Raw genomic sequence first — 25,489 nt, 5'->3', positions numbered from 1 at the left:
TGAACGGACCCTTCGACCAACCGGACTGGACAAACAGGCCGTTCACTCCGGTGGTGTTCGCGCGGGGTGCCGGGATTGGGCGGATTCGCGGACTGTGTGCATTCGGTGCGCGGGGATAGGGCACGCTTAGGGGGTGGCTGTTACCTCCGAGTCCGCGGCACTGCCTGCCGTCTCCGTGATCGTGGTCAACTACCGCGGCGCGGACGACACGATCACCTGCCTGCGCGCGGTGCGCGACGAGCTGGACTACCCGGCGGACCGGCTGGAACTGATCTGCGTCGACAACTCCCCCGGCGACGACGAGGCGGCGCGCATCCGCCAAGGACTCCCGCAGGTCACCGTCCTGGATCCGGGCGCCAACCTGGGTTTCGCCGAGGGCTGCAACCTGGGTGCGCGGTCCGCGTCCGGCCAGGTGCTGGCGTTCTTGAACAACGACGCCCGGCCCGCCCGCGACTGGGTGCGGGCGGCGGTGGCGGTGCTGCGCGCGGAGCCGACGGTGGGCGCGGTGGCCAGCAAGGTCCTGGACTGGGAGGGCGAGCTCGTCGACTTCGTCGACGGCGGGCTCACCTGGTTCGGCATGGGCTACAAGCGGCACGCGGGCGAACCGGACGACGGTGGGCACGACGCGCCGCGGGACGTGCTGTTCGGCACCGGCTCGGCGCTGTTCGTGCGCGCGGAGCTGTTCGCGGCGCTGGGCGGTTTCGACGAGCGCTTCTTCATGTTCTACGAGGACGTGGACCTGGGCTGGCGGCTGAACCTGCGCGGCTGGCGGGTGCGCTACGAGCCGCGATCGCTGACCTTCCACCGCCACCACGCGTCGATGGCGGAGGTGTCCTCGGCGCGGGAGAACTTCCTGCTGGAGCGCAACGCGCTGGCCGCGCTCTACAAGAACGTCTCGGACGAGACGCTGGCGAAGGTGCTGCCCGCGGCGATGGCGCTGGCGATCCGCCGGGCCACGGCGCGCGGCGACGTCGACGCGCGGCAACTGGAGATGGCGCGGCGCCCGGAAGGGCCGGACTTCGACGACGACGTGCCGATCTCGCGGGACGCGCTGGCGGGGATGCTGGCGATCGACCAGTTCGTGGAGCTGCTGCCGCAGTTGAAGGAGGCCCGCGAGGTCGAGCAGGCGGCCCGGGTGCGCACCGATGCCGACCTGGTCCCGCTGATGCGCAAGGCGATGGAGCCCGCCTACCCGCTGCCGCGCTACCTGGCCGCGCACGAGGTGCTGGTCGAGGCGTTCGGCTTGGACGAGGTGTTCGGGCGGCCCCGCACGATCGCGGTGCTCACCGGGGACGCGGTGGCGGAGCGGATGGCGGGCCCGGCGATCCGCGCCTGGCACATGGCGGAGGTGCTCAGCGCCGAGCACGACGTGCGGCTGGTGAGCGTGAACGCGCACGTGAACCCGCCGGAGTCGGTGTTCCCGGTGGTGGCGGCGAAACCGCGGGAGCTCGGCGCGCACGTGGACTGGGCCGACATCGTGATCGTGCAGGGGCACGTGCTGGAGATGGTGCCCGCGCTCAAGCACGCCGACTCGACGAAGATCGTGGTCTGCGACGTGTACGACCCGATGCACCTGGAGCTGCTGGAGCAGGGTCGCGACACCGACGACGAGCGCCGCGCCGCCGATCTGCGGGGCGTGACGAAGGTGCTGAACGCGCAGTTGCGGCGCGGTGATTTCTTCCTGTGCGCCTCGGAGCGGCAGCGGCACTTCTGGTTGGGGCACCTGGCTTCGCTGGGCCGGTTGACGCCGGGCCTCTACGACACGGATCCGACGGTGCGGTCGTTGCTGGAGGTGGTGCCGTTCGGCTTGTCCTCGGTGGCGCCGCGCCGCACCGCCCCCGCGATCAAGGGCGCGCAGCCGGGCGTCGACGCCGACGACAAGGTCGTGCTGTGGGCCGGTGGCGTGTACAGCTGGTTCGATCCGCTGACGCTGCTGCACGCGGTGTCCCAGGTGGCGCAGCGCCACCACGACATCCGGTTGTTCTTCCTGGGCATGAAGCACCCGAATCCGGACGTGCCGGAGATGGGCATGGCCGACCGGACCCGGCACCTGTCGAGCAGGTTGGGCTTGACCGGCAAGCACGTCTTCTTCAACGAGACGTGGGTTCCCTACGCGCAGCGGCAGAACTACCTGCTGGACGCCGATTGCGGTGTCACCTCGCACTTCGAGCACGTGGAGACGACGTTCGCGTTCCGCACCCGGGTGCTGGACTACCTGTGGTCGGGGCTGCCGGTGGTGACCACCGACGGCGACTCGTTCGCCGACCTGGTGCGCCAGGAGGGTCTGGGCGTGGTCGTGCCCGCGGAGGATCCGGAGGCGTTGGCGGCGGCGTTGGAGAAGGTGCTCTACGACGCGGAGTTCGCCGCGTCCTGCCGGGAGCGCATCGAGGTGGTGCGGGATCGGTTCACCTGGGAGTCGGTGCTGGCGCCGCTCACGGAGTTCTGCCGCGATCCGCGTCCCGCGGCGGACCGGCTGAGCGCCGCGAGTCCGCTGACCCGGACGCAGACGCCGGACCGGGTGGAGGCGGTGCGCCGCGATGTGGCGCTGCTGCGGGAGTACTTGGACGCGGGCGGCCCGCTCGAGGTCGCGAAGCGGGCGGGCGGCCGGTTGCGCAGGCTGGCGGGCGATCGGCTGCGCAAGCGGTGAGCAGCCGGCTGCGGGTCCTGCTCGACGGCACTCCGCTGTTGGGCAGTCGGACCGGGATCGGCCGCTACACGGCCTCGTTGAGCGCCGAGCTCGGCCGGATGTCCGATGTGGACGTGCGAGCGATCGGGTTCACCGCGCGGGGTTGGCGGGCGTTGCGCGGGGCGGTGCCGCCGGGCGTGCGGGCCGCGGGTCTTCCGGTGCCGGCGCGGGCGGTGCGGGCGGCGTGGTCGCGGCTGCCGTTCCCGCCGGTGGAGTTCCTGGCAGGCAGGTCCGACGTGGTGCACGGCACGAACTTCGTGCTGCCGCCCGCACTCTGCGCGGGCGGCGTGGTGACGGTGCACGACCTGGCGTTCCTGGACGCGCCGGAGGAGGTCGCCGAACCCGGTTTCGCCGAGCTGGTGCGGTCCTCGGTGCGGCGAGCGGCGGTGGTGTGCACGCCCAGCGCAGCGGTCGCCGACACCGTCGCGGACCGGTTCGGCGTGGCGCGCCAGGGCATCGTCGTCACTCCGCTCGGGGTGGATCCGGAGTGGTTCGAGGCGATCCCGCCGGGCGCCGACCTGCACCGGCTGGGCCTGCCGGACGACTACTTCGTCTTCGTCGGCGCCGAAGGCCCCCGCAAGGGCGTCGACGTGCTGCTGCGCGGCCACGATCGGCGGTTGCCGCCGCTGGTGATCGTCGGTCCGGGTGAGGCGCGGCAGGTGCGCAACGTGCTGCGCACCGGGTACTTGCCGGAGCGGGAACTGCGCAGCGTCGTGGCCGGGGCGCGGGCGCTGGTACTGCCCTCGCGGGACGAGGGCTTCGGGCTGCCCGCGCTGGAGGCGCTGGCGTGCGGGGTTCCGGTGGTGTGCTCGGACCTGCCGGTGCTGCGGGAGGTCACGGGCGGGTTGGCCGATTTCGTGCCCTACGGCGATCCGGACGCCCTGCGCGCCGCGCTGGAGCGCACCGCACCCGGCGATCCCGCCGCGGCCACCGCCCGCCGGGCGCACGCGGCGGGCTTCACCTGGCGCGGCTGCGCGGAGGCGACGCTGCGGGCCTACGAACGCGCCCGGTGATGCACGGCCGGTGCCGCGGGTTCTCCGGACCGTGACCACCGGATCCGCTAACCGTGCCGTGGTCACCCCGCGGCGAGCGGCTCCCACCGCTCGGCGGAGAAATCCTTTCGTGCGGCCTGACCTACGGGGAAGCGGCGCAACGCCTGACGGCACCGGCGTCCACTGTGAAGACCCGCCTGCGGGACGGCCTGATCCGACTCCGCGACTGCCTCAACGCCCAGCGCCGATGATCGTCGATCCGTGTCTCGCCAGCGGCGAACCCGCTGAGCAGCGACCGCCCGGGACACCGGCACCGCGGCGGGTTCTCGGCGTCCTTCGCGCGAGGACGACGTGTGCGGCAGAGCCGCTCGCGAAGTCGATCCCGCGGCGAGGAGGCCGCCGCCACCCGGACACCTGCGCAGGCCACCGCGAGCGGACGATCAGCTCTCGCCGTCCCAGGCCAGCATGAGTTCGGCGTAGGACGTCGAGTCCGCCAGTAGGTCGGCGTGGGTGCCGAGCCGGGCGCCGTCGCCGTCGAGCAGCAGCACCCGGTTCGCGCGCCGCGCCGAGGCGAGCCGGTGCGCGATCACCACCAGCACTCCGCCGCGCGCGGCGAAGGCGCGTTCGGCGCGGGCCTCCGACGGACCGTCGAGGTGCGCGGCGGCCTCGTCGAGCACCACGATCCGCGCCTCGCTCGCGTGGACCCGGGCCAGCGCCAGCAGCTGCCGCCCGCCCGCGGACAGCCCCTCCCCGCCGTGCCGGATCGGCCCGTCCAGGCCGCCGAGCTCGCGCACGAGGTCTCCGGCGCCGACGGCGGTGGCCGCCGCCAGCAGGTGGTCGTCGGTGGCCGCGGGGCCGAGCAGCGCCAGGTTCTCGCGCACCGTCCCGGCGAACAGGTACGTCTCCTGCGGGGTGAAGGCGATGAGCCGGTGCCGCCGCGCCGGATCGAGCTCGGCGACGGGGACACCGCCGACGCGCACTTCGCCTCCGGTCGGCGCGCTGGTGCCGGTGAGCAGCCCGGCGAGCGTGGACTTGCCGATGCCGCTGGGGCCGACGACGGCGAGGTGATCGCCCGGCCGCAGGCCGAGGTCGAGGCCCCGCAGCACCGGTTCGGCGTGGTCGCCCCAGCGGTGCGTCAGGCCGCGCGCGTCGACGTCCTCGCCGCGCGGTGCGCCCCGGGGCCGGTCCGGTTCGGTGCCGGGGCTGATCTCGCCGAGCCGGTTGAGCGCCACCATCAGCCGCAGCAGCACCGATCCGGTGGTCGCGGCCAGTCCGTGCAGCGCGGGCTGCAAGGTCGCGGTCACGTACACCAGCGCACCCAGCACGGTGCCCGCGGTGAGGCGCCCGTCCGCCACCGCCGCCGGGGTGATCGCCAGCACCAGCACCACGGGCAGCAGTCCGCCGCCACCGATGATCAGGGTGCGCAGCGCGGTCGCCGTGGACATCCGGATGGTGGCCCGCGCCTGCTCGTCGATCGCGGCGCGCACGGTGCTGGTCGCCACGTCCTGCGCGCCGCAGGCGACGACGTCGCGCAGCCCGGTGAGCACCGCGCCCGCTTCCGCCGCGGTGCGCTCGTCGGCGAGGGCGAGCGCCCGCTGGCTGCGGGCGAGCGCGGGCAGCAACCCGCAGAACAGCACCACCGCCAGCAGCACCGGCGGGGCCACCGGCCACAGCAGCAGCGGGTCCAGCGCGGCCACACCGGCGAGCGCGGCGGCGACCGTGACGAGCAGTCCGCGGGCCTGCACCAGCAATCCCGCCGTCGCGTCCCGCACGATCTCGACGTGCTGGGTGATCCGCGCGACGCCCGCCGCGTCCGGCCCGCCGCGCGGCGGTGCGGTCTCGTGCAGCACGTCGCGCACCACCCGGCGCACCAGCGAGTCCCGCAGCGGTTCCACGATGACGCCGATGCGCCGCCACACGAACCGGACTCCGGCGGCGCCGAGCACGGCGGCGGCGGCGAACGTGAGCAGCCAGGCCGCGCCGACGTCGAGCCTGCCCGCGGCGAACCCGTCGTCGACGGCGTTGCGCACGAACGTGCCGGACAGCAGCGCGGGCAGCGCCTCCAACGCGGAGCAGGCCAGCAGCACCGTCCAGCCGCGCCAGTGCCCGGCGAGGGCACGCCGGTAGTCGGCGGCGACGCTCACCACGTGGCTCCTTCCGCGAACACCGCGCGGTAGTCCGGGTCCGCCCACAGCTCGTCGTGCGGGGCGGTGCCACGGATCCGGCCGTCGTCGAGCCACACCACGAGGTCCGCGCGGCGGGCGGTGCCCGCCCGGTTGGTGACGACGATCCGGGTCCGGCCGGGCAGCGCGGCGGCCATCGCGCGTTCGGCGCGGGCTTCGGTGACGGTGTCGAGACCGGCCGTCGCGTCGTCGAGCACCAGCAGCCGCGGCTGCCGGGCCAGCGCTCGGGCCAGCCCGAGGCGTTGCGCCTCGCCGCCGGACAGCGGCGCGTCGGCGAGCCGGGTGAGGTAGCCGTCGGGCAACCGGGTCACCAGGTCGTGCACTTGCGCGGCGCGGCAGGCCGCCGCCACGTCGACTCCGTCGGCGCCGTAGGACACCGCGGTCGCCACGGTACGGCCGAGCAGCACCGGTCGTGCGAAGGCGATGCCGACGGCACCGCGCAGCGCGGCCGGATCGAGCTCCGGCAGCGGCACCCCGTCGAGCAGCACCCGGCCCCGGTCGGGCGGGCGCAGACCGCCGAGCACTTCGGCGAACGTGGACTTGCCGGATCCGGAACGTCCGGCCACGGCCACGATGGTGCCCGCGGGGATCAGCAGGTCGATCCCGGTGAGCGCGCCGCGCACCGCGACGCCGCTCACCCGCACCTCCCCCGGACCGGACGGCAACGGCCGCGCGCCGACCGGGTCCGGGCTCGTCCGGTGCACTTCGGTGATCCGCACCGCGCAGGATCGGGCGCGCGACAGGGCGGTGAACAGCGCGGACTGCCGGAGGATCCCCATGCCCGCGGTGGCGTAGCCGAGCGCGGCGAGCACGTCGCCGACGCTGAGCCGACCGCCGAGCACGCCGACGCCCGCGGCGCCGAGCACTCCGATCTGCACCAGCGGCAGCAGCAGCCCGGCTCGCCACATCATCCGGGCCTGCGTGCGCCACGTCCCGGCACCGGCCGCGCCCAGCCGGTCCAGCGGGCGCAGCACCCGGTGCACCTCCTGCTCGGCGACTCCGGCGGCGGCGATGGTGCGCAGCCCCGTGACGGCGTCGAGCAGCCGCGCGCCCAGCTCGCCGGAGGCCTCCTGGTAGGCCAGCAGGTCCGCGGCGGTGCTGCGCACGTGCGACCGGGCCAGCAGCAGCGCGGGCGGCAACGTCACCAGGTAGACCAGCGCGATCCGCCAGTCCAGCAGCGCGAGCGCGACGAGGGCGCCCGCCGACAGCAGCGCGGCGGTGATGATCTCCACGAGGGTCGCGGTGATCTGGCCCGCGCCCGCGCAATCGCCGGTGATGCGGCTGACCGAGTCGCCCGCCGCGAACGGGCCGCGGTGCCCGATGCGCACCAGGTGACCGGCGAGGTTCGTCCGCAGCCGGACCGTGGTGGCGGCGGTGATCCGCGCCGACAGCAGCGTCGCGGCCACCCGGGCGAACACGCCGCCGCCGCCCAGCGCCAGCAGCACCAGCACGGGACCGACGGCGCCGCCGCCCCCCGAGACGACGGCGTCGACGGCCCTCGCCAGCGCCTGCGGCACCAGCAGCGCGCACCCGGTGGCCGCCAGCGCGGTCAGCGCGAGCAGCACCACCGCCCAGCGCCGCGCCCGCACGGCCGACAGCAGCACGTGGTCCTCGTTCACCATCAGTCGTCCCGCGCACCGGGCGCGTGCTCCGTGCCGCGGGAACACGCCGGAGGTGATCGTTTCACCGCACCTGTCACCTGATCCCCGCTCACGGTCTCGTTCCCATCCCACCGGCCTCTTCCACGGCCGCTCTCCGCACCACCTCCGGCGTCGGGAACTTCACCCGCCCCCGCGCGCAGTCGTGAGGAATCGCAGTCCACCAGCGGAAACGGGTTCCCCATCGGGGCGGCGCACACGGAGCGGGCCCGGGGCTCACCGGCTCCGGGTCGCGCGTCACCCGGGGTGTTCGATCTCGCGAGTGGTCCGCAATGCGCGGAGCCGTCCGCGGAGGTCCGGTGCCGTGCGCCCGTGCCGGGATTGCGCCACCCGCCGCATGGGTGGGAGGGCGCTGGCGTGCCAAGCTCCACGTGGGAGCGGCGCACTTGGACTGCGCCGCTCCCACGCTCAGGCTCAGTTGCAGGTGAGCACGCTGACCGTGCTGTTCGCACAAGCTGCCAGCAGGCTCAGGTTGCTGCCGTTGTCGCCACCGCCGTCGCCACCGCCGAACGAGGCGTCGTGCGCGTCGAGCTCCTGCAGCTGAAGAACCATCTCCATGGTCGTTCCCTTCATCGTTTTCCTCGCTGTCCGGACGGTGTTCCGCCCGGGGTTCGTGGGTGCCGCGCCCGCTGCGCGCGGCACGGTTCTCAGTGCGGCGTCCCCGGCTCGGCGCCGAAGAACGGCAGCACCCGGCCGTGCCCGTCGAGCACGGCGGCGACGGTTCCGAGCACCCCCGCTCCGCCGGTGGCGACGTCCGTCGAGAGCCGCAGCAGCTGGTTGCCGGGCATCGCGATGCCGCCGTCGCCGATCGGCAGCGCATGGACGCCCAGCGCCGCGAGGTGGACGCCGATCGCGTCCGCCCACCCGGGATCGGGGCTGCGGCGGTGCGCCGCAGCCAGCGCCGCGAGCAGGCCGCAGCGGCCGAACAGCAGGCCGGGGTGGATGACGAACTCGCCGAGGCAGGCGGAGAGCAGGTCCCCTTGCCACCGCAGGCATTCGGCCTCCGGGTGGCGCCGCGCGAGTTCCTCGGCCACCAAGGCGATGCCCGCGCTGCCCACCCCCGCGTAGGGCAGCGTGCGGGCTCCGCCGTCGCGGACCTGCAGGCCGCCGTCGTCGGCCCGCACGCATTCGTCGAGGTCCCGCAGCAGCGCCCGGTCGGCGAGGTCCAGCCAGCTCCGCTCGCCGGTGACGTCGTGGAGGTGGGTGAACAGCAGCGCCGGTCCCGCCCAGCCGTCGAGCAGCCCGGCCCGGCCGACCTCGCCCGGCGGCGGCGCCGCGGGCAGCGCCGTCGCGAGCCGGTCGCCGATGTTCAACGCGCGGCGCAGGAATTCGCCGTCGTCGCGCCGGTGCGCGAAGTGCAGCAGGTTCAGCGCGATCCCGGCGAGACCACCGGCGTAACCGTGGTCCTCGGTGCGTTCGGCGAGGCCCGCGGCGGCGTCGAGCAGTTCCAGCGCGACTTCCCCGTGCCCCAGGTTCTCCAGCACGTGGGCGGTGCCGTGCGCGCCGTCGAGCAGGCCGGGACGTTGCGGCGGCGTGCGGCGCACCGCGTCGATCAGCCACTGCTCGTGCTCCGGGTAGCGCCCGGCACCGGCCACGTCCAACGCGTGCAGCACACCGGCCGCGCCGTAGGCGAATCCGGTGCCGCCGACCCGGAATTGCTCGATGTCGCCGGGGAACAGCCGGTCGCTGCGCTCGGGCGTGGCGGTGCCGAGCACGCCTTCGGCGAATCCTTTGCGGACGATGCCCCAGTCCGGCGCGCGCTGGTCCAGTTCGGTGGTCGCGGACGCGGCGCCGTCGGGCAGCAGCCGTTCGCGCAGCGCTTCGCCGTATTCGGCGGGCAGGTCGAAGCGCCGGCGCACGACGGTGATGAGCGCGTCGAGCTTGCCGGGAGCCAGTTCCAGCAGCGGGTTCAGCGGCAGGAACAGCCACAGCGCGAGCGCGGCCAGCGCGTGCCGGTCGACGTCCGGCCCGGTGGTGCCGGGCGGCGCGCGGAATCCGGGGGCGCCGAGCGCGGGGCGCGGCGGGGCCAAGTCGAGCGAGGCCATCTCGAAGTCCACCAGCGCGACCGAGTCGTCCTCGTCGACCAGCACGTTCAGCGGGTGCAGGTCCCCGAACACCACGCCGCGCCCGTGCACCTGGTCGATCAGGTCCCGCACCCGGTCCAGCAGCGCCAGCGCGCGGTCCGCGTAGCGGGCGAGCTCGCCGGCGGTGACGTGCCGCCGGGTCAGCGGGTAGTTCCGGGCCAGCCACGAGCCCAACGACCGTCCTGGCATCGGTTCCATCGCGAGGAAGGTGTGCTCCCACACCGGGAACAGCTCGTGCGCCTCGGGGACGCCTTCGATGCCGCTGAGGTGCCGCAGCACTTCGTGCTCGCGGCGCAGCCGGGCCGGCGCGTCGGTGCCGTCGCGGTCCAGCCCCGCGTGCGGGCGGGCCTCCTTGAGCACCACGTCGGCACCGTCGGATTCCCTGGTCGCGCGGTAGACGCCGCCGCCGTTGGAGAAGTGCAGCGAGGAGGTCACCCGGTACGGCAATTGCGCCGGGTCGCCGTTCTTGCGGGCCGCCAGGTGCGGTTCGAGGAACTCCGGCAGCCGCACCCACTCGGGCACGGAGAATCCCGGTCCGCGCACGTCGGGAACGAGCACGCCGTCGGGTCGTTCCACGGCGGGCACCCGGCTTCCGCCGAGTTCCGCCCACCGCTGCTCGAATCCGCCGAATCGAACGTAGAGCGGGCCGGCGCCGTAGCGGAGATCGCTCAGAATGTAAGGGCCGGGTTCACCGGCGAGCGCCGCGGAGAGCTCGACGAGAATGGTCCGCAGGTGATCGTCGTCCACCGGGTACGCGGTGATGAACTTTCCGCTGCCGGAGCGCGGCGCGTATTTCGAGTTCCGCACCAGAAGCACGGCCTGATCGCGCAGGTGCTTGAACGCGACCCGATTGCGCAGACAATGGTCGCCGACGACGCGCAGCACTCGTTCCGCATTGTCGATCGTCGCCGAGACGTGCACCTTCCAGCCCTGTTCCGGCAGTTCGACGCCCTGCGGTCGCAGCATCCGCCAGATCCCGAGCGAACCGTCCCGCCAGCTCGAACCTTCGGGAACCGCCAGCAGCCGCGCGTATTCACCTCGGCCGCCGGAATCACCGGAAGAGCCGTTCTGCTCATCGTAGAAGAGCGGATCGGCGAAGCAGAATGCTTCATACCGGAGATCCATGGCAGACCTTTCACCGAGCAACGATCATGACTTTTCCGCGACAACCCGATCGGCACGACACTTCGCCGGTCGCCATGAAATTTCCTCATGGCCACCGGAAAATGCCAACCCGCCGAACCGGTGATCGCACTGGACTCAACGAGTGACTACTTAGGTCTCGTTACCGCGAGGTAGAACGCGAAACGCCAAATCGGAGGCCACCGCGAATCACCCGTTCGCCCGTAACGGCCGCCTTCCCAGGAGAAACGGTTCAGCCAGAACTCGCACCGGCCGAATCGAATGCACGAATACCAGGAACACCGAACCCGCAACAATGCGTACACGAGAAAGCGGACAACACATCTCAAAAGTGCACGTGCCACTCCAAGACTGCACATCCATGCATCAGTGCAACGCGTGGGCCTGCCCGGCCGCGCCGTTCGACGCCGTCAGGCCTCGCCGCGCAACGCCGGGCCGTCCTGCAGGAAGGCGTCGGCCAGCGCGCTGCGCCAGTCCCGCAACGGGCTCAAGCCCGCCTCGGCCCACGCCCGCGGCGACAGCACCGAATAGCCCGGCCGCGGCGCCGGACGGGGGAAGTCGGCCGTGGTGCACGGCAGCACCCGCTCCGGATCGGCGCCGATCTCGGCGAACACCGCGCGCGCGAACTCGAACCAGCTCGCCCGCCCGCCGTTGGTGCAGTGCAGCACCCGCTCCGCCGGATCGCGGCGCGCGGCCAGCAGGCCGGCGAGCTCCAGCAGCCCGTCGGCGAGATCACCGGTCCAGGTCGGCGCCCCGATCTGGTCGTCGACCACGGTCACGGTGTCCCGCTCCCCCGCCAGCCGGACCATCGTCTTGACGAAGTTCGCTCCCCCGGCGCCGTACACCCACGCCGTGCGCACCACCCAGGCGCGCTCGGCCGCCGCGAGCACAGCCTGCTCCCCCGCGAGCTTCGTGCGCCCGTACACCGCGCGCGGCTCCGTCGCGTCGGTCGGCTCGTAAGGCGCGTCCGCGGTGCCGTCGAAGACGTAGTCGGTGGACAGGTGCACCAGCGGAACCCGCCGCCGCGCGCAGGCCCGGGCCAGCGCCGCCGCTCCGTCCACGTTGATCGCCGCGGCCAGTTCGGGTTCGCTCTCCGCTGCGTCCACCGCCGTGTGCGCGGCGGCGTTGAGCACCACCGGGCGCAGGTTGTTGTCCCGCGCGGCCTCGGCGAAGGCGTCCACCTCGTCCGAGACGTCCTGCGCGTCGCGGATGTCCAGCTCTGCCGAGCCGGGCGCGTGCACCAGCCCGGCGATCCCCTTCGCCCGGCGGTGCAGCTCGCGGCCCAGCTGGCCCCGGCCTCCCGGCACCAGCAGCGCGATCTCGCCGCGTTCCACCGAGCTCATCCGGTGACCAGAGCCGCCGACTTCAACGGCTCCCACCAGGCCCGGTTCTCCCGGTACCAGCGGACCGTGCCGGCCAGGCCGTCGTCGAAGGCGACCGTCGGCCGGTAGCCGAGCTCCGCGCTGATCTTCGCGTGGTCCACCGAGTAGCGGCGGTCGTGGCCCTTGCGGTCCGCCACGGACCGCACCATCGAGGCGTCCGCGCCGAGCTCGGTCAGCAACCGCTCGGTCAGCTCCCGGTTCGTCAGCTCGGTGCCGCCGCCGATGTTGTACATCTCACCCGGCCGCCCCGATTCGGCGACGAGCTGGATGCCCCGGCAGTGGTCGGTCACGTGCAGCCAGTCCCGCACGTTGCCGCCGTCGCCGTAGAGCGGCACCTGCTTGCCGTCGAGCAGGTTCGTGATGAACAGCGGCAGCATCTTCTCGGGGAACTGGTACGGGCCGTAGTTGTTGGAGCAGCGGGTCACGCAGACCGGCAGCCCGTGGGTGCGGAAGTACGCGCGGGCCAGCAGGTCGGAGCCCGCTTTGGCCGCCGAGTACGGCGAGTTCGGCTCCAGCGGGTGCTCCTCCGGCCACGAGCCCTCGTCGATGGAGCCGTAGACCTCGTCGGTGGAGACGTGCACGAACTTGCCCACCTCCGCCGCCAGCGCAGCCTGCAGCAGGGTGTCGGTACCGACGACGTTGGTGAGCACGAAGTCCGACGCGCCCAGGATCGATCTGTCCACGTGGGACTCGGCGGCGAAGTGCACGACCACGTCCACGCCGCGCATCAGCTCGCCGACCAGCGCGGCGTCGCAGATGTCGCCCTGCACGAAGCGCAGCCGGGGATCGTCGGCGACGGTGCTCAGGTTCGCCTTGTTGCCCGCGTAGGTGAGCTTGTCCAGCACCACGACCTCGGCGTCGGCGAACTCCGGGTAGGCGCCGCCGAGCAGCTGCCGCGTGTAGTGCGACCCGATGAAACCGGCACCACCGGTGATCAGAACTCGCATGACACCTTCCGCAAGTGGTGGGACGGACCCGCGGATCCGGACCCGGACGGGGTCTTCGCCGAGCAGTCTGCCACGTGGGAAATCGGGGAAAGCACGGTACCGAACCACAATCGGTGATCAGACGTGTCCGGCGATCGAGTGACACCGATGGTCCCTCCCGCGCGCAACCCCATCGGTAGATCACCGTTAGCCTGCACGGTGACCCCGCCGAAAATCACCCCGGCGAGGTGTAACGCTCGCAGGCAGGCCCAAGGAGGATTCGGCGTGGACGACCGGTCGCGACGGCCAGGTGGCCCACCAGGGCAGCCGGGCAGGCCCGTCCCCCCGCGCGGGCCGCAGGGCGGCCCACCTGCCCCTCCGGGCAGGCCCCGGCCAGGCGGACCCGCACCTGCGGGACGACCGAGCGGCGGCGAACCGCGCCGCCCCGCGCCCCCCGAACGGCCCGCACCGTCCGAGCGCCCCGCCCCGCCGGACCGCTCGGCATCGCGGCGCTCCTCGGGCGACGGACCGCGCAACCCCGCGGCGCCCCCGGCACCACCGCCACCGGACGACTCCGACGGCCCCGGCTCGTCCCGCCGAGCCAACACCGTCGGGCGCACCGTGGTGGCCCTGCTGTCGGTCCTGGTGCTCGGCACCACCGGCTACGCGTGGGGCGCGCTGCGCAACCTGAACAACGGCCTCTCCGGCAGCGACGTCATCGGCAGCGGGTTCAACTCGCCCGACGGCGCCACCGACGTGCTGCTCATCGGCAACGACAGCCGCACCGACGCCGACGGGAACCCGTTGCCGAAGGACGTGCTGGAGTCGCTGCGCACCACCGATGACGAGGGCGGCGACCTCACCGACACGATGATCCTGATGCGCATCCCCAACGGGGGTCAGCGCGCCAGCGCCGTGTCCTTCCCGCGCGACACGATGGTGCAGCTCGGCAACGGTTACGGGGAGCAGAAGCTCAACTCGGCCATGGGCCGGGCGAAGAGCGACGCCCGCGCCCGCCTGGAATCCGAAGGCGTCACCGACCCCAAGCAGCTGGAACTCCAGTCCAAGGCCGAAGGCCAGAAGTTCCTGATCAAGACCATCCAGGAGCTGTCCGGGGCGAGCATCGACCACTACGCCGAGGTCAACCTGCTCGGCTTCCACGACATCACCACGGCCGTCGGCGGCGTCGACGTGTGCCTGCTCGACGACGTGGACGACAGCGACTACTCGGGCGCGGTGTTCGAGGCGGGCCCGCAGACCATCGCGGGCGCCGACGCGCTGGCGTTCGTGCGCCAGCGCCACGGCCTGCCGCGCGGCGACCTGGACCGCGTGGTGCGCCAGCAGGTGTTCATGTCCGGCCTGGCGGGCAAGATGCTCGCCGGCGGCACCTTGAGCAACCCCACCAAGCTCAGCGGGCTGATGGAGGCGCTGAAGAAGTCCGTGGTCCTGGACCAGGGCTGGGACGTGGTCGACTTCGCCCAGCAGATGTCCGGTATCGCCGGTGGCGACATCGACTTCCAGACGATCCCCATCGAGCTCGTCGGCGAATCGGGCGCCGAGGACGTCGAGGCCAACCCCCGCGAGGTCAAGCAGTTCGTGGACAACCTGCTGCTGCCCCCGGAGGAGCGCCAGGCCAAGGAGCAGGCGGCGAAGGCCGCCGAGGAGCAGCGCAGCGGCACCAGCGTCAGCGTGTTCAACGCCTCCGGCAAGACCGGCCTGGCGGGCGAAGTGCTCAGCACCCTCAGCCAGGAGGGCTTCTCCCAGGGCGGCAGCTCCAACGCCGACTCCATGCCGAGCTCGCTGGTCTACCACGCGGCGGGCGACGAGGCCGTCGCCCAGCAGGTCGCCGACTCGCTCGGCGGGCTGCCGCTGAAGGTGAGCAGCAACCTCACCGCCGGCTCCGTCGAGGTGTACTTGGGCAGCGATTACGCCGGTCCGGGAACGCAGAACTTCGCGGGCGGCAAGCAGATCCGGCTCGACGGCGGCAGGCAGGCCGCCCCGCGGCCCGCGCAGCAGCCGGGCGGACCGGAGCAGCCGATCAACGCCGGTGGAGTTCCCTGCGTGAACTGACCGCAACCGCACGACCGATCACCCCGCCGAACCGGGCTCAACAGGCCCGATCGGCGGGGTGATCCGGTTAAGCTGGATCAACCTCGTGGTCGGCCCGCTGTCGGGGCGGGCCGTCGAGGACGGGCCGCAGTATCGGGGGAGGAACCGTGGCCGACGAACAGGTTCCGCGGGACGCGGACCAGGCGGCCGAACAGGCCGCGGACCGGTCGGCGGACACCTCCGAACCGCGGGGAGAACCCACCACCCGCCGACGCCGGGGACGACGGCTCGCGCGGATCACCGGCCGGGCGCTGTTCGCGCTGCTGTCGGCGGGCGTGCTGGCGATCACCGCCGCCGGGTGGACCGCGCTGGACCGGCTCAGCGGCGAGGTCAGCAGCGCCGAGGTGCTCACCGAGACGCCGGACGCGCCGCCTGCCGACGACGGCGCCACCGATCTGCTGCTGGTCGGCAACGACAGCCGCACCGACGCGCAGGGCGAGCCGCTGCCGCTGGACGTCCTGCGGGAGCTGCGCACCGAGAGCACCAGCGGGCTCAACACCGACACGCTGGTCCTGCTGCGCGTCCCGCACGACGGAGCGCAGCCGACGGCGGTGTCGCTGCCGCGCGACACCTCGGTGGCGATGCCCGGCGGCACCCAGAAGATCAACGCCGTGTACGGCCTGGCGAAGGCCGCCGCGGCGCGGCGCGACTCCGGTTCGGGGGCCGACGCGGAACGGCGCGCGCAGCTCGCGGGCCAGCGCGCGCTGGTGCAGAGCGTGCAGGGCCTCGCCGGTGTCCGGGTGGACCGCTACGCCGAGGTGAACCTGCTCGGGTTCTACGAGGTCACCGATGCGCTCGGCGGTGTCGAGGTGTGCCTGAACCAGGCCACCTCCGACAAGGACTCCGGCGCGGACTTCGCCGCCGGGCGCCAGACCATCTCCGGCGGCGACGCGCTCGCGTTCGTGCGGCAGCGCCACGGCCTGCCCCGCGGCGACCTGGACCGGATCGTGCGCCAGCAGGTGTTCATGGCGGCGGTGGCGAACAAGCTGCTGTCCACCGGAACGCTCACCGATCCGGCGAAGCTCGCCGGGCTGCAGGACGCGGCACGGCGCTCGGTGGTGCTCGACCAGAGCTGGGACGTCACCGGGTTCGCCGCCCAGATGCAGGGACTGGCCTCGGGCAGCGTGCGGTTCGTGACGCTGCCGGTGCGCTCGGTCGGCGACCGCGACGAGCACGGGCAGAGCGTGGTCAAGGTGGATCCGGCGCAGGTGCACGACTTCATCGCGGGCCTCGTCCCCACCGCCGGCGTCGTCGGCCGGCCTGCGCTGGACCTCGACGGCACCGCCCGGCACCAGGGCGAGGCCCCCGCACCGTCCGGGCCCATCACCTCCGCGGGCATCCCCTGCGTGAACTGACCGCGCCGTCCCCGAAGCCGTCCGCTCGGACCCGGACATAGGGTGCGGGCATGAGCGTTACGCAGGCATTGCTCGGGCCGATGGTGGCCGCGGGACCGCCCCGGCCGTTGATCACGCACTACGACGACGCCACCGGCGCCCGCGTCGAGCTGTCCAGGGCCACCGTCGCGAACTGGGCGGCGAAGACGGCGAACTGGCTGGTCGACGAGTTCGACCTGGAACCGGGGGCGCCCGTGTCGGTGGCGCTGCCCGCGCATTGGCAGACGCTGGGCGTGCTGCTGGGTTCGTGGTGGTGCGGGGCGCACGTGGTCGACGCCCCGAAGGGCGCCGAGGTCGCGTTCGTGCCGGGTTCGGCGGTCGAGTCGGGCGCGGGCGCGCACGTGGTGGCCGCGGTGGGGCTGGACGCGATGGGCGGGCCGGTGCGCGGGCTGCCCGCCGAGGTCGTGGACTACGTCTCGGACGTCCGGGTGCACGGCGACGACTTCGCCCCGCGCACGTCGATCCCCGGCAGCGCACCGGCGCTGCTGGGCGCCACCGTCGACGAGGTGCTCGGGACCGCCGCCGCGCGCGCGACCGAGCTGGGCATCGGTTCCGGGGCGCGCGTTCTGTCCACGATGGACTGGACGTTGCCGGGCGGCGTGCTCGACGGGCTGCTGGCGGTGCTGTCGGCGCAGGGTTCGCTGGTGCAGGTCAGCAATCCGGACCCGGCGAAGGCCGAGCGGCGCCGCTCCGACGAGAAGACCACCGTCGAGCTCGACGGCTGACCCCGGCGGGTTCCCCGGAGCCGCGATCTCCGCGCTCCGGGGAACCTCCGGTCGAGCCGGGCCGCCGCCGCGGGCCGCAGCCTGCCCGCGGCGGGCCCGGCCGCGCGGCTCGACCGCCGCAGGTCTCGATCACGCGTCGACGGTCTCCTGGCGCTGCGCGGCGTCGCGGTTCTGGAACAGGCCCTGCAGCGTGTACTTCGTCCCGCTGAAGCCGAGGGCGAGGCTCGTCGCGGCGAGCACCAGCACGTATTCGAATCCGCCGTCGGTGGAGAAGAATCCGCTGCCGAGGTGCGCGGTCACCAGCGCGCCGAGCATGACCGCGGCCAGCAGCACGCCCGCGACGGGCATCAGCACGCCGAGGATCAGCGCGAGGCCGCCGAGCAGTTCGACCAGCGCGGTGAACCAGGCCGCGGCGGTGGGCAGCGGGATGCCCATCTGCTCGAAACCGGCGCCGACACCGGACATGCCGTTGAGCACGAACTTCTGGTACGCGTGCAAGACGAAGGTCACGCCGACGACCAACCTGGCCAGCAGGACGGTGACGTCGCGGAGACGGTGCTGCATCAGCTCACCTTTCACAAACGCTCGGGGTATCGACGCTCCAGCATATACATGAACCTTCAAATAAAAGCGGTTGAGATGCCGTTCACCCCGTCCGCGCCCCAAGTTCGCCCGGACGCCGGTGGGCGATGTCGCCCGAACGCCGCAGCTCGCCGCATCTACCCAAAGTAAGATACTGATGAGTAGCATCGGGGCGTGCGTGCTGACGAGACCTTGTTCCTCCGCGACGGCGACTGCTTCGTGCCCACCGAGGCCGCGGGCAACCCGTGGGGCGAGCTCACCGGTGGCGGCCCGATCGCCGGACTGGTCGCCCGCGCGGTCGAGCACACCCTCGACGAACCCGACCTGTTCGTCGCCCGGCTCACCGTCGACCTGCACCGGCCCGTGCCCCGCAGCGGCATCGCCGTGGCCACCCGCACCATCCGCAGCGGCAAACGGCTGCGGATCGTCGAGATCATTCTCAGCCAAGGCGGCACCGAGGTCACGCACGCGACGGCGCACGTGCTGCGGCGCAGCGAAGCCGACGGCGAACCCGAGGTCGAACGCACGCCGTTCGCCGGGCCCGGCGACATCGCCGAGACCTCGCTGCTGCCGGGCGGCCTCGGGCTACGGTGGGGCGTGCACGACGTGGTGCAGGTCCGCTGGGTGCGCGACCAGTTCTCCGGCTCCCCCGCCCAAGCCTGGATGCGGATGCCGCTGCCCCTGCTCACCGGCGAGCGGACCAGCCCGCTGTCCCAGGTCGCGATCCTGGTGGACTGCATCAGCGCGGGCAGCCCCATCGGCACCCTGTTCGGGCCGTGGATCAACAGCGACATCACCCTGTACCTGCACCGCGAACCCGCCGGCGAATGGCTCGGCATGGAGATGGACCGCACCGTCGAACCCACCGGCATCGGCGTGACCCGCGCCCGGCTGTTCGACGAACGCGGGCCGATCGGCACCGCCCACGAAGCGGTCCTGGCGCACCGGCTGGGCTGAGCTCGCACACCGCCCGGCCTCCGGGAACGAGACGGTCCTCCCGATACGGATCGCATTTCACCCCGCGCATTCGTTACGTGACTAGTACTTATTTCACCGAATGGGGTCATCCTGGACCCGGAGGCATTGTGCCCCCTCCAGCCACCTAGCAGTGTGATCGTCGGCATGAATCCATGCCGACGAACCGCTGCGGAGGCATTGATGGACGAGCAGCTCACCTCGGAGAACTACGAAACTCCCACCCTGGTGGAAATCGTGGAATTACCCGAGAGCTCCTCGGTGAATTCATTCCCGACGTGCTCGGTGACCCGGACCGACCCAAGAATGGAATGAGCATGCGCCACCATCAATCAGGGTGGATCACCCTGCCCGACGTGCCGGGCCTGCAAAAGGTGGTCGACCGGTTCTCCCCGCAAGGCCGCATCGTGCTCGCGCACGACTCGGGAAATCCGTGGCTGGTAGGTCATTTCGTCCTCGAGGACCTGGTCCCCGCGTCGCTCGGCCCGGTCCGGGTGGCGCTGCTGGGGCACTGCCCGATCGACGCCACCCGGCTCGCGTCCATCGTGCGCGGGCTGCGCTCGATCACCGACCTGGACGCGGTGCTGCACCGGCTGCCGGGCGGCGTGCACCTCGCCGCCTCGGTCGGCGGTGACGTGCGCGTGCAGGGCGGGATCTCCGGGTTGCGGCAGGTGTTCCACACCCGGATCGACGGCGTGCCGATCGCCGGTGACCGTGCCGACCTGCTCGCGGAGCTGGCCGGCACGGGCATCGACGAGCACGCGCTGGCGCTGCGGGTGGCCGCCGGACCGGTGGGGCCGCCGCTGGACGAGCGCACCGCGTGGTCCGGGGTGCGGGCCGTGCCGCCCGGCTCGTACCTGCGGATCGAGGCCGACCGCGCGCACCAGGTGCGCTGGTGGCGCCCACCGGAACCGGACGTCCCGCTGCGGCGCGGCGCCCGGATCACCAGGGAGGCGCTCGACGCGGCGGTGGGGAACCGCACCGAGGGCCGGTCCGGCGCGGACCTCTCCGGCGGAATGGATTCGACCTCGCTGTGCTTCCTCGCCGCCGAGCGGAATCCGGAACTGGTCACGTTGAACCGCCGGGAATCCGACACCGAAAACGAGCACAGCCGGCTCGCCGCCGAATCCGCCGAGCAATTGCCCACCGCCGAACACCTGGTGCTGCACCCGCGGGAGATGCCGTCGGCATTCGACGACCCCGGCACCGCGATGGGCCAGGAGCAGCCGTCGCCGCTTTTCCACGGCCTCGCCAGAATTCACCGGTGCGGGGAGTTCCTGGCCGAACACGGCGTGCACCGCCAGCTCGCCGGTTTCGGTGGCGACGAACTTTTCCACGGGCCACCCGGATATCTGCATTCGCTGCTGCGGAACCGGCCGGTGAAAACGATTCGGCAGTTGCGCGGTTACCGCACGCGCCACCGGTGGCCGCTGCTGCCGACGGTGTCCGCGCTGTTCGCCGCGCACGACGTGTCGCACTGGTGGCGGGAGCAGGCCGACCGCCTCACCGCGCCGCCACCCGCGACGCAGCCGCCCGCGCTCGACTGGGGCGTGGCACCGCTGCGCGCGGCTCCGTGGGCGAGCGCGGAGACCGTCGCCGCGGCTCGTTCGGCGTTGCGCGGCGCGGCGCTGGCGGCCGAGCCGCTGTCGGCCCACCGCGGGCAGCACCAGCTGCTCGCGGCGCTGCGCACGGCGGCACCCGCCTACCGGCAGTTCGCCCGGTGCTACGCGGAATCCGGAGTGCGGCTGGAACTGCCGTACTACGACGACCGGGTGGTGGAGGCGGCGATCGCCGTACGCCCCGACGAACGGGCGTCACCCTGGCGGTACAAGCCACTGCTGGCCGAGGCCGTGCGCGGCACCGCACCGGACGCGGTGCTGCACCGCTCGGCGAAGGCGGGCGCACCGGAATCGGGGATCGGCGCGGACGTGCACATCGGTTTCCGCCGCAACCGCAACGCGATCCTGGCGCTGTTCGCCGACTCCGAACTCGCGGTGCACGGCCTCATCGACACCGGTGTGCTGCGCAGGCACCTGCTGGCGCCGCACGTCGGGCCGAGCACCCTGGTCGCCTTGGAGCACCTGCTGGGCTGCGAGACCTGGTTGCGCGGCGTCACCCGAGGCTCCGCTGGGAGGACCGATGCACCTGCGACTGCGTCCTGACGTCGACCCCACCGACGTCACCGACGGAACCGTGCTGCTCGACGAACGCACCGGCCGCCGCTGGCGGCTCAACCGGACCGGCACCCAGGTGCTGCGCGGCCTGCTGATCGGCCAGGACGCCGACCGCATCGCCAACGAGCTCGCCGACCGGCACCGCATCCCGGCCCACGTCGCCAGGCACGACGTGACCGCGATCGTCGAACGGCTCCGCACCGCCACCCTGCTGGAATCCACCGGCCAGGAATGACGGATCACCGGTGAGCGCCCGCATCCGCGGGCGCTCACCGGGCGCGGTGCTCAGGATTCGCCGACGCGGTCCTGAAGAGCCGTGTGCTTGTCGTGGACCATCGCCTCCAGGTCCGCCTGGAAGGTCGCCATGGCGGCCCGCAGCCGGACGCCCAGCTCACCCGAGTCCGCGGCAAGCGTGCGGACCGCGAGCAGCCCCGCGTTGCGCGCTCCGCCGACCGACACGGTCGCGACCGGCACGCCCGCGGGCATCTGCACGATCGACAGCAGCGAGTCCATGCCGTCGAGGTGCTTGAGCGGCACCGGCACCCCGATCACCGGCAGCACGGTCGCGGAGGCGACCATGCCCGGCAGGTGCGCGGCTCCCCCCGCCCCGGCGATGATCACCCGCAGGCCGCGGTCGGCGGCGTCGCGGGCGTAGTCCAGCATCCGCTGCGGTGTGCGGTGCGCCGAGTACACACCGGCCTCGAAGGGCACGTCGAACTCAGCGAGGGCCTGCCCCGCCGCCTGCATCACCGGCCAGTCCGAGTCACTGCCCATGATCACGCCGACCAGTGGCCGCTGCTGCGTCATCTCCGGTTCCTCTCCCACACCGGGAAGCGGAGCCTTCGCCGCACCGGCCGACCCCGCCTTCCCCCTTGATCGTCTCGGCGCCGCACGTGCGCGCCCCACCCGCCCATCTCACCAGCAGCCCCGAAGGCACCCGAACCCCGGCCTGAACCCGATCCCAGCACCTTCAGCGGCGAAGCCGTGCAGTGGGCGAGCGAAGCGAAGCCTGCCTTGCGGCCGAAGGCCGTGCCTGTAAAGCGCGAAGCGCTTTAGCCCACGTCGAAAAGCCGCTCACCCGCGGGTTCTCAGCGGCTTCCTCGCGAGGACAGCTTTTTCCCTCGTGGCGGAGCCACTCGGGAAAAAGATCCCGCAGCGAGGAAGCCGCTGAGGTTCCGCCACCCAACCACCCGAGCAAAACGAGCCCGAGAAACCGACGTCAGTGCACCGGGTGCCCGTCTGCCCACTCGCCGTGGGAGAGGAAGTGGGCGGCGAGGTCCGCCTCCCGGCGGGTCGAGGCCATCTCGTCGCCGAGGACGGTCACGTGCCCGACCTTGCGGCCGGGGCGTTCGGCCTTGCCGTACAGGTGGACCTTCGCGTGCGGGAACCGTGCGAACAGGTGGTGCATCCGCTCGTCCACGCCCATCTTCGGCTCGGTCGGAGCGCCCAGGACGTTCGCCATCACCACGGCCGGAGCGGTCAGCGCGGTGCTGCCCAGCGGGTAGTCCAGCACGGCGCGCAGGTGCTGCTCGAACTGCGAGGTCCGAGCGCCTTCGATGCTGAAGTGCCCCGAGTTGTGCGGGCGCATCGCCAGCTCGTTGATGACGAGCCCGTCGTCGGTCTCGAACAGCTCCACGGCGAGCACCCCGACGACGCCCAGGGCGTCGGCGATGTGCAGCGCCATGTCCTGGGCCTCGTTGCGCAACTGCTCGGACGAGTCGGGGGCGGGCGCGAGGACCTGCACGCAGATCCCGTCCGACTGCACCGTTTCCACCAGCGGCCACGCCGCGCCTTGCCCGAACGGGGACCGCGCCACCAGCGCCGCCAGTTCCCGGCGCAGCGGCACCCGCTGCTCGACCAGCAGCGGAGCACCGCCCTCCAAGAGCTCGCCGACGACGCGCTCCGCGCTCTGCGGGGTGTTCAACGTCCACACGCCGCGCCCGTCGTAGCCGCCGCGGGCGGTCTTGAGCACGCACGGCCAGCCGTGCTCGGCGCCGAACTCCAGCACCTGCGCGACCTCGGTGACCTCGGCGAACGGCGGCACCGGCAGGCCCAGCTCGGCGAGCTTGCGACGCATCACCAGCTTGTCCTGCGCGTGCAGCAACGCGTCCGGCCCGGGATGCACGGCGACACCGGCGGCGACGAGCTCGCGCAGGTGCTCGCCCGGCACGTGCTCGTGGTCGAAGGTGACGGCGTCGCAACCCTGCGCGAAGGTGCGCAGCGCGTCCAGGTCGGTGTGCGCACCGAGCTGAACGTCCGGCGCGACCAGCGCCGCCGGGTCCTCCGGGGAGACGGCCAGCACCTTCAAGGACTGGCCCAGGGGGATGGCGGCCTGGTGGGTCATCCGCGCGAGCTGCCCACCACCGATCATGCCGACGACGGGAGTACGAGTGCGATGGTCCACGAGCAGGGGATCCTACTTCGTGGCCCCGGTCATTCTGCGTTGGTGGTCGGGTGGCGGAACCTCAGCGTTCCTCTCGCTGCGGGATCAATCTCGCGAGCGGCTCCGCCGCACACGACATCGCTGTCCTCGCGAGAGAAACGCTGAGAACCCGCGGGTGACCAGCTTTTCGACGTGGGCCGTGCGCTTCGCGCATCCAGGCACGGCTTCGCCGCAAAGCACGGCTTCGCCGCAAGGCCCGGGCCTTCGGCCGGTTCTCGTGTCAGTCGAGGGTGCCGAGCATGGCGCAGGCCGTGGGGTGATCCGTCGGAAGTGGTTCTTGGCGGACTCGGACGGGGCCCACCGGGTGCAGGGCCGGGTCGGCGGCTATCCGGCGGTGCACCAGCACCCGGACCCGGTCGCAGCGGGCCCGCAGGCACGGCTCGCGGGGGGCCAGGACGGCGGCCGTGCCGGAGCGCAGCAGCGACACGGTCTCGCCCGAGTCGAACACCTCCCGGAGCACGTCCGCGGCCAGCACCATCGCCATCATCAGCGGGTAGCCGCCCGTTTCCGGGGAGATGTCCAGCGACACCGTGATCAGCACGTGGTCGGTGTCGACGGACCTGCCCGCCGCGAACGCTCCCCGGTACACCTCGTGCAACCGGGTGCGCAGGTAGGACGCCGTGGTCAGGCCCGTCAGCGGGTCCTGCACCTCGCGTCCCACGGTGTACTCGGCCTGCACGTCGGCCCAGCCGAGCGCCACCGGGCGCAGCAACCAGGCGGGCACCGCGTCCTGATCGGGCGAGACCAGGCCGTCCGTGCCGTCGTCGATGCTCACCGCGTGCAGCGCCGCCACGTCCAGCAGCGCCTCAGCCAGCCCGACACCCGCCTCCGCGCGCGCTGCTCCGAGCCTGCCCAGCGGCTCGGTCAAGTCCTCGCCCAGCGCCACGGCCCGGCACACCGCGTCCACCGCCCGCACACCCCAGTCGCTCGGGAACGGCCAGCCCGCGGCGAGGCTCGCCGTGCGCCAGCGCATCCGCAACGCCCGATCGACCCCGTTGCAGCCCTGAATCCAATTGCTCATCCTGACCCCCTTTCACCGGGGAGACGACCTGCGCGTTCGGTCATGACGGAACACTGCGTGCACGGCTCCCGGAGGCGTCGATCACAATGGTCGCGGCGCTGATTCGCATCACGTTGGCGGATCGACGGCCGGTGGCGCGAATGGTTCGATAAAGCCGATCTGCTCCGATCGGCGGTGTCCGGACAGGGCCGGTCGCCGGACCGCGCGATCACGAGACGGCCTGCCCCGGCGAGGGGACCGACGTGCCGGCCGGAGTCCCGCCTGCGCCCCGACCGAGGCTGCGCACCGGGTTCTCCTGGCCCGCGGAGCCGAACAGCGACAGAAACCCCGAACGATGGCAATCCCGGACAGCGGACCACACAAAGGAAGGTGCGGCGTGGCCACAGCCCCGGCCGAAGCGCAGGGTCCCAGCGACGGCGAGCTGATCGAAGCCGTCCGGCACGGTTCGACGGAGGCCTACGGGACGCTCTACGAACGCCACGTCGCCTCCGCGCACAACATGGCCAGGCAGGTCGCGAGATCGCAGGCCGAGGCCGACGACCTGGTGTCCGAGGCGTTCGCGAAGGTGCTGTCCACGTTGCGCGGCGGGCGCGGCCCGACCACCGCGTTCCGCGCCTACCTGCTGACCGCGCTGCGCCACGTCGCCTACGACCGCACCCGGCGGGAACGCAAGGTGCAGCTGGCCGAGGACGTCACCGAGGTCTCCGGCGCCGAGGTGAGCGTGCCGTTCACCGACACCGCGCTCGACGGGCTGGAGCGGTCGATGGCCGCGCGCGCCTTCGCACGGCTGCCGGAGCGCTGGAAGACGGTCCTGTGGCACATCGAGGTCGAAGGCGAGACGCCCGCCCAGGTCGGCCCGCTGCTCGGGCTCACGCCGAACGGGGTGTCCGCGCTCGCCTACCGGGCCCGCGAGGGCTTGCGGCAGGCGTACCTGCAGGTGCACCTGAGCTCGCTGGACGACGACGAGCCCGGCGTGGCCTCCTGCCGCGCCGCGGCGGACCGGCTCGGGGCG

20 protein-coding genes and 1 pseudogene are annotated in these 25,489 nt (G+C 72.7%); 11 read left to right on the top strand and 10 right to left on the bottom strand.

The genetic code is table 11. From position 1 onward, the window contains the following. Positions 1 to 133 precede the first annotated feature (133 nt). The 3 genes and pseudogenes from OOZ19_RS26890 to OOZ19_RS26880 all read left to right on the top strand — a co-directional run. Positions 134 to 2,647 carry a glycosyltransferase gene (locus OOZ19_RS26890; protein WP_266092958.1) on the top strand — a complete coding sequence of 838 codons (2,514 nt, stop codon included), beginning with the start codon at positions 134 to 136 and terminating at the stop codon, positions 2,645 to 2,647. Further along, positions 2,644 to 3,699, top strand: coding sequence for a glycosyltransferase family 4 protein (locus OOZ19_RS26885; protein ID WP_266092957.1), 1,056 nt, complete (start codon positions 2,644 to 2,646; stop codon positions 3,697 to 3,699). The genes OOZ19_RS26890 and OOZ19_RS26885 overlap by 4 nt, the downstream gene beginning before the upstream one ends. A gap of 113 nt (positions 3,700 to 3,812) precedes the next feature. After that, a pseudogene (locus OOZ19_RS26880) lies at positions 3,813 to 3,929 on the top strand (RNA polymerase subunit sigma); the annotation flags it as partial. A gap of 189 nt (positions 3,930 to 4,118) precedes the next feature. On the opposite strand, the gene OOZ19_RS26875 reads toward OOZ19_RS26880, so the two are convergent. From OOZ19_RS26875 to rfbB, 6 genes are all read right to left on the bottom strand, one after another. Beyond that, a complete protein-coding gene (locus OOZ19_RS26875) occupies positions 4,119 to 5,822 on the bottom strand; it encodes an ATP-binding cassette domain-containing protein (protein ID WP_266092956.1) in 1,704 nt (567 codons plus the stop codon). Next, positions 5,819 to 7,483, bottom strand: coding sequence for an ABC transporter ATP-binding protein (locus tag OOZ19_RS26870; RefSeq protein WP_266092955.1), 1,665 nt, complete (start codon positions 7,481 to 7,483; stop codon positions 5,819 to 5,821). The genes OOZ19_RS26875 and OOZ19_RS26870 overlap by 4 nt, the downstream gene beginning before the upstream one ends. Positions 7,484 to 7,933: 450 nt before the next feature. Next, positions 7,934 to 8,077, bottom strand: coding sequence for a SapB/AmfS family lanthipeptide (locus OOZ19_RS26865; protein WP_266092954.1), 144 nt, complete (start codon positions 8,075 to 8,077; stop codon positions 7,934 to 7,936). An 89-nt stretch (positions 8,078 to 8,166) separates the two neighbouring features. Beyond that, complete coding sequence (lanKC, locus tag OOZ19_RS26860; protein WP_266092953.1) at positions 8,167 to 10,728, bottom strand: class III lanthionine synthetase LanKC; 2,562 nt, start codon at positions 10,726 to 10,728, stop codon at positions 8,167 to 8,169. Between the two features lie 428 nt (positions 10,729 to 11,156). Then, positions 11,157 to 12,089, bottom strand: coding sequence for a dTDP-4-dehydrorhamnose reductase (rfbD, locus tag OOZ19_RS26855; protein WP_266092952.1), 933 nt, complete (start codon positions 12,087 to 12,089; stop codon positions 11,157 to 11,159). Next, on the bottom strand, positions 12,086 to 13,075 hold the full coding sequence (gene rfbB / locus OOZ19_RS26850; protein ID WP_266092951.1) for a dTDP-glucose 4,6-dehydratase: 990 nt from the start codon (positions 13,073 to 13,075) through the stop codon (positions 12,086 to 12,088). The genes rfbD and rfbB overlap by 4 nt, the downstream gene beginning before the upstream one ends. 600 nt (positions 13,076 to 13,675) lie before the next feature. Here rfbB and OOZ19_RS26845 point away from each other — a divergent pair. From OOZ19_RS26845 to OOZ19_RS26835, 3 genes are all read left to right on the top strand, one after another. Then, positions 13,676 to 15,124 carry an LCP family protein gene (locus tag OOZ19_RS26845; RefSeq protein WP_266092950.1) on the top strand — a complete coding sequence of 483 codons (1,449 nt, stop codon included), beginning with the start codon at positions 13,676 to 13,678 and terminating at the stop codon, positions 15,122 to 15,124. A 146-nt stretch (positions 15,125 to 15,270) separates the two neighbouring features. Further along, the gene (locus OOZ19_RS26840; protein WP_266092949.1) at positions 15,271 to 16,518 is read left to right on the top strand and encodes an LCP family protein; all 1,248 of its coding nucleotides are present in this window, start codon (positions 15,271 to 15,273) and stop codon (positions 16,516 to 16,518) included. A gap of 50 nt (positions 16,519 to 16,568) precedes the next feature. Continuing rightward, a complete protein-coding gene (locus OOZ19_RS26835; RefSeq protein ID WP_266092948.1) occupies positions 16,569 to 17,282 on the top strand; it encodes a TIGR03089 family protein in 714 nt (237 codons plus the stop codon). A gap of 129 nt (positions 17,283 to 17,411) precedes the next feature. On the opposite strand, the gene OOZ19_RS26830 is transcribed toward OOZ19_RS26835, so the two are convergent. Next, the gene (locus OOZ19_RS26830; RefSeq protein WP_266092947.1) at positions 17,412 to 17,846 is read right to left on the bottom strand and encodes a DoxX family protein; all 435 of its coding nucleotides are present in this window, start codon (positions 17,844 to 17,846) and stop codon (positions 17,412 to 17,414) included. A 192-nt stretch (positions 17,847 to 18,038) separates the two neighbouring features. Here OOZ19_RS26830 and OOZ19_RS26825 point away from each other — a divergent pair, with 192 nt between their 5' ends. The 4 genes from OOZ19_RS26825 to OOZ19_RS26810 all read left to right on the top strand — a co-directional run bounded on the left by OOZ19_RS26825 (position 18,039) and on the right by OOZ19_RS26810 (position 21,248). Further along, a complete protein-coding gene (locus OOZ19_RS26825; protein WP_266092946.1) occupies positions 18,039 to 18,821 on the top strand; it encodes a thioesterase family protein in 783 nt (260 codons plus the stop codon). A 201-nt stretch (positions 18,822 to 19,022) separates the two neighbouring features. Then, on the top strand, positions 19,023 to 19,154 hold the full coding sequence (locus OOZ19_RS26820) for a hypothetical protein (RefSeq protein WP_266092945.1): 132 nt from the start codon (positions 19,023 to 19,025) through the stop codon (positions 19,152 to 19,154). A 41-nt stretch (positions 19,155 to 19,195) separates the two neighbouring features. After that, positions 19,196 to 21,001 (top strand): asparagine synthase-related protein, encoded by a 1,806-nt coding sequence (locus tag OOZ19_RS26815; RefSeq protein ID WP_266092944.1) that lies wholly within the window; start codon positions 19,196 to 19,198, stop codon positions 20,999 to 21,001. Continuing rightward, positions 20,979 to 21,248 carry a lasso peptide biosynthesis PqqD family chaperone gene (locus tag OOZ19_RS26810; protein WP_266092943.1) on the top strand — a complete coding sequence of 90 codons (270 nt, stop codon included), beginning with the start codon at positions 20,979 to 20,981 and terminating at the stop codon, positions 21,246 to 21,248. The genes OOZ19_RS26815 and OOZ19_RS26810 overlap by 23 nt, the downstream gene beginning before the upstream one ends. Before the next feature lie 50 nt (positions 21,249 to 21,298). Here OOZ19_RS26810 and purE read toward each other — a convergent pair whose 3' ends face one another. The 3 genes from purE to OOZ19_RS26795 all read right to left on the bottom strand — a co-directional run bounded on the left by purE (position 21,299) and on the right by OOZ19_RS26795 (position 24,477). Then, positions 21,299 to 21,820 carry a 5-(carboxyamino)imidazole ribonucleotide mutase gene (gene purE / locus OOZ19_RS26805; protein WP_266092942.1) on the bottom strand — a complete coding sequence of 174 codons (522 nt, stop codon included), beginning with the start codon at positions 21,818 to 21,820 and terminating at the stop codon, positions 21,299 to 21,301. A 412-nt stretch (positions 21,821 to 22,232) separates the two neighbouring features. Then, positions 22,233 to 23,417, bottom strand: coding sequence for a 5-(carboxyamino)imidazole ribonucleotide synthase (locus tag OOZ19_RS26800; protein ID WP_266092941.1), 1,185 nt, complete (start codon positions 23,415 to 23,417; stop codon positions 22,233 to 22,235). A 259-nt stretch (positions 23,418 to 23,676) separates the two neighbouring features. Next, positions 23,677 to 24,477, bottom strand: coding sequence for a hypothetical protein (locus tag OOZ19_RS26795; protein ID WP_266092940.1), 801 nt, complete (start codon positions 24,475 to 24,477; stop codon positions 23,677 to 23,679). 376 nt (positions 24,478 to 24,853) lie between these two features. On the opposite strand from OOZ19_RS26795, the gene OOZ19_RS26790 reads away from it, so the two are divergent. Next, positions 24,854 to 25,489: RNA polymerase sigma factor (locus OOZ19_RS26790; RefSeq protein WP_266092939.1), on the top strand; the 636-nt coding region annotated here is incomplete at its 3' end.

The organism is Saccharopolyspora sp. NFXS83, assembly GCF_026241095.1.
In the GTDB taxonomy this organism is placed as follows: Bacteria; Actinomycetota; Actinomycetes; order Mycobacteriales; family Pseudonocardiaceae; genus Saccharopolyspora_C.
This window is presented reverse-complemented; position numbering and strand designations above follow the sequence as displayed.

Bases quoted from the DNA above. Each gene is read 5' to 3' on its own strand.
- OOZ19_RS26870 (WP_266092955.1), bottom strand. From the start codon at position 7,483: ATGGTGAACGAGGACCACGTGCTGCTGTCGGCCGTGCGGGCGCGGCGC.
- OOZ19_RS26865 (WP_266092954.1), bottom strand. From the start codon at position 8,077: ATGGAGATGGTTCTTCAGCTGCAGGAGCTCGACGCGCACGACGCCTCG.
- lanKC (WP_266092953.1), bottom strand. From the start codon at position 10,728: ATGGATCTCCGGTATGAAGCATTCTGCTTCGCCGATCCGCTCTTCTAC.
- rfbD (WP_266092952.1), bottom strand. From the start codon at position 12,089: ATGAGCTCGGTGGAACGCGGCGAGATCGCGCTGCTGGTGCCGGGAGGC.
- rfbB (WP_266092951.1), bottom strand. From the start codon at position 13,075: ATGCGAGTTCTGATCACCGGTGGTGCCGGTTTCATCGGGTCGCACTAC.
- OOZ19_RS26835 (WP_266092948.1), top strand. From the start codon at position 16,569: ATGAGCGTTACGCAGGCATTGCTCGGGCCGATGGTGGCCGCGGGACCG.
- OOZ19_RS26830 (WP_266092947.1), bottom strand. From the start codon at position 17,846: ATGCAGCACCGTCTCCGCGACGTCACCGTCCTGCTGGCCAGGTTGGTC.
- OOZ19_RS26820 (WP_266092945.1), top strand. From the start codon at position 19,023: ATGGACGAGCAGCTCACCTCGGAGAACTACGAAACTCCCACCCTGGTG.
- OOZ19_RS26810 (WP_266092943.1), top strand. From the start codon at position 20,979: ATGCACCTGCGACTGCGTCCTGACGTCGACCCCACCGACGTCACCGAC.
- purE (WP_266092942.1), bottom strand. From the start codon at position 21,820: ATGACGCAGCAGCGGCCACTGGTCGGCGTGATCATGGGCAGTGACTCG.
- OOZ19_RS26795 (WP_266092940.1), bottom strand. From the start codon at position 24,477: ATGAGCAATTGGATTCAGGGCTGCAACGGGGTCGATCGGGCGTTGCGG.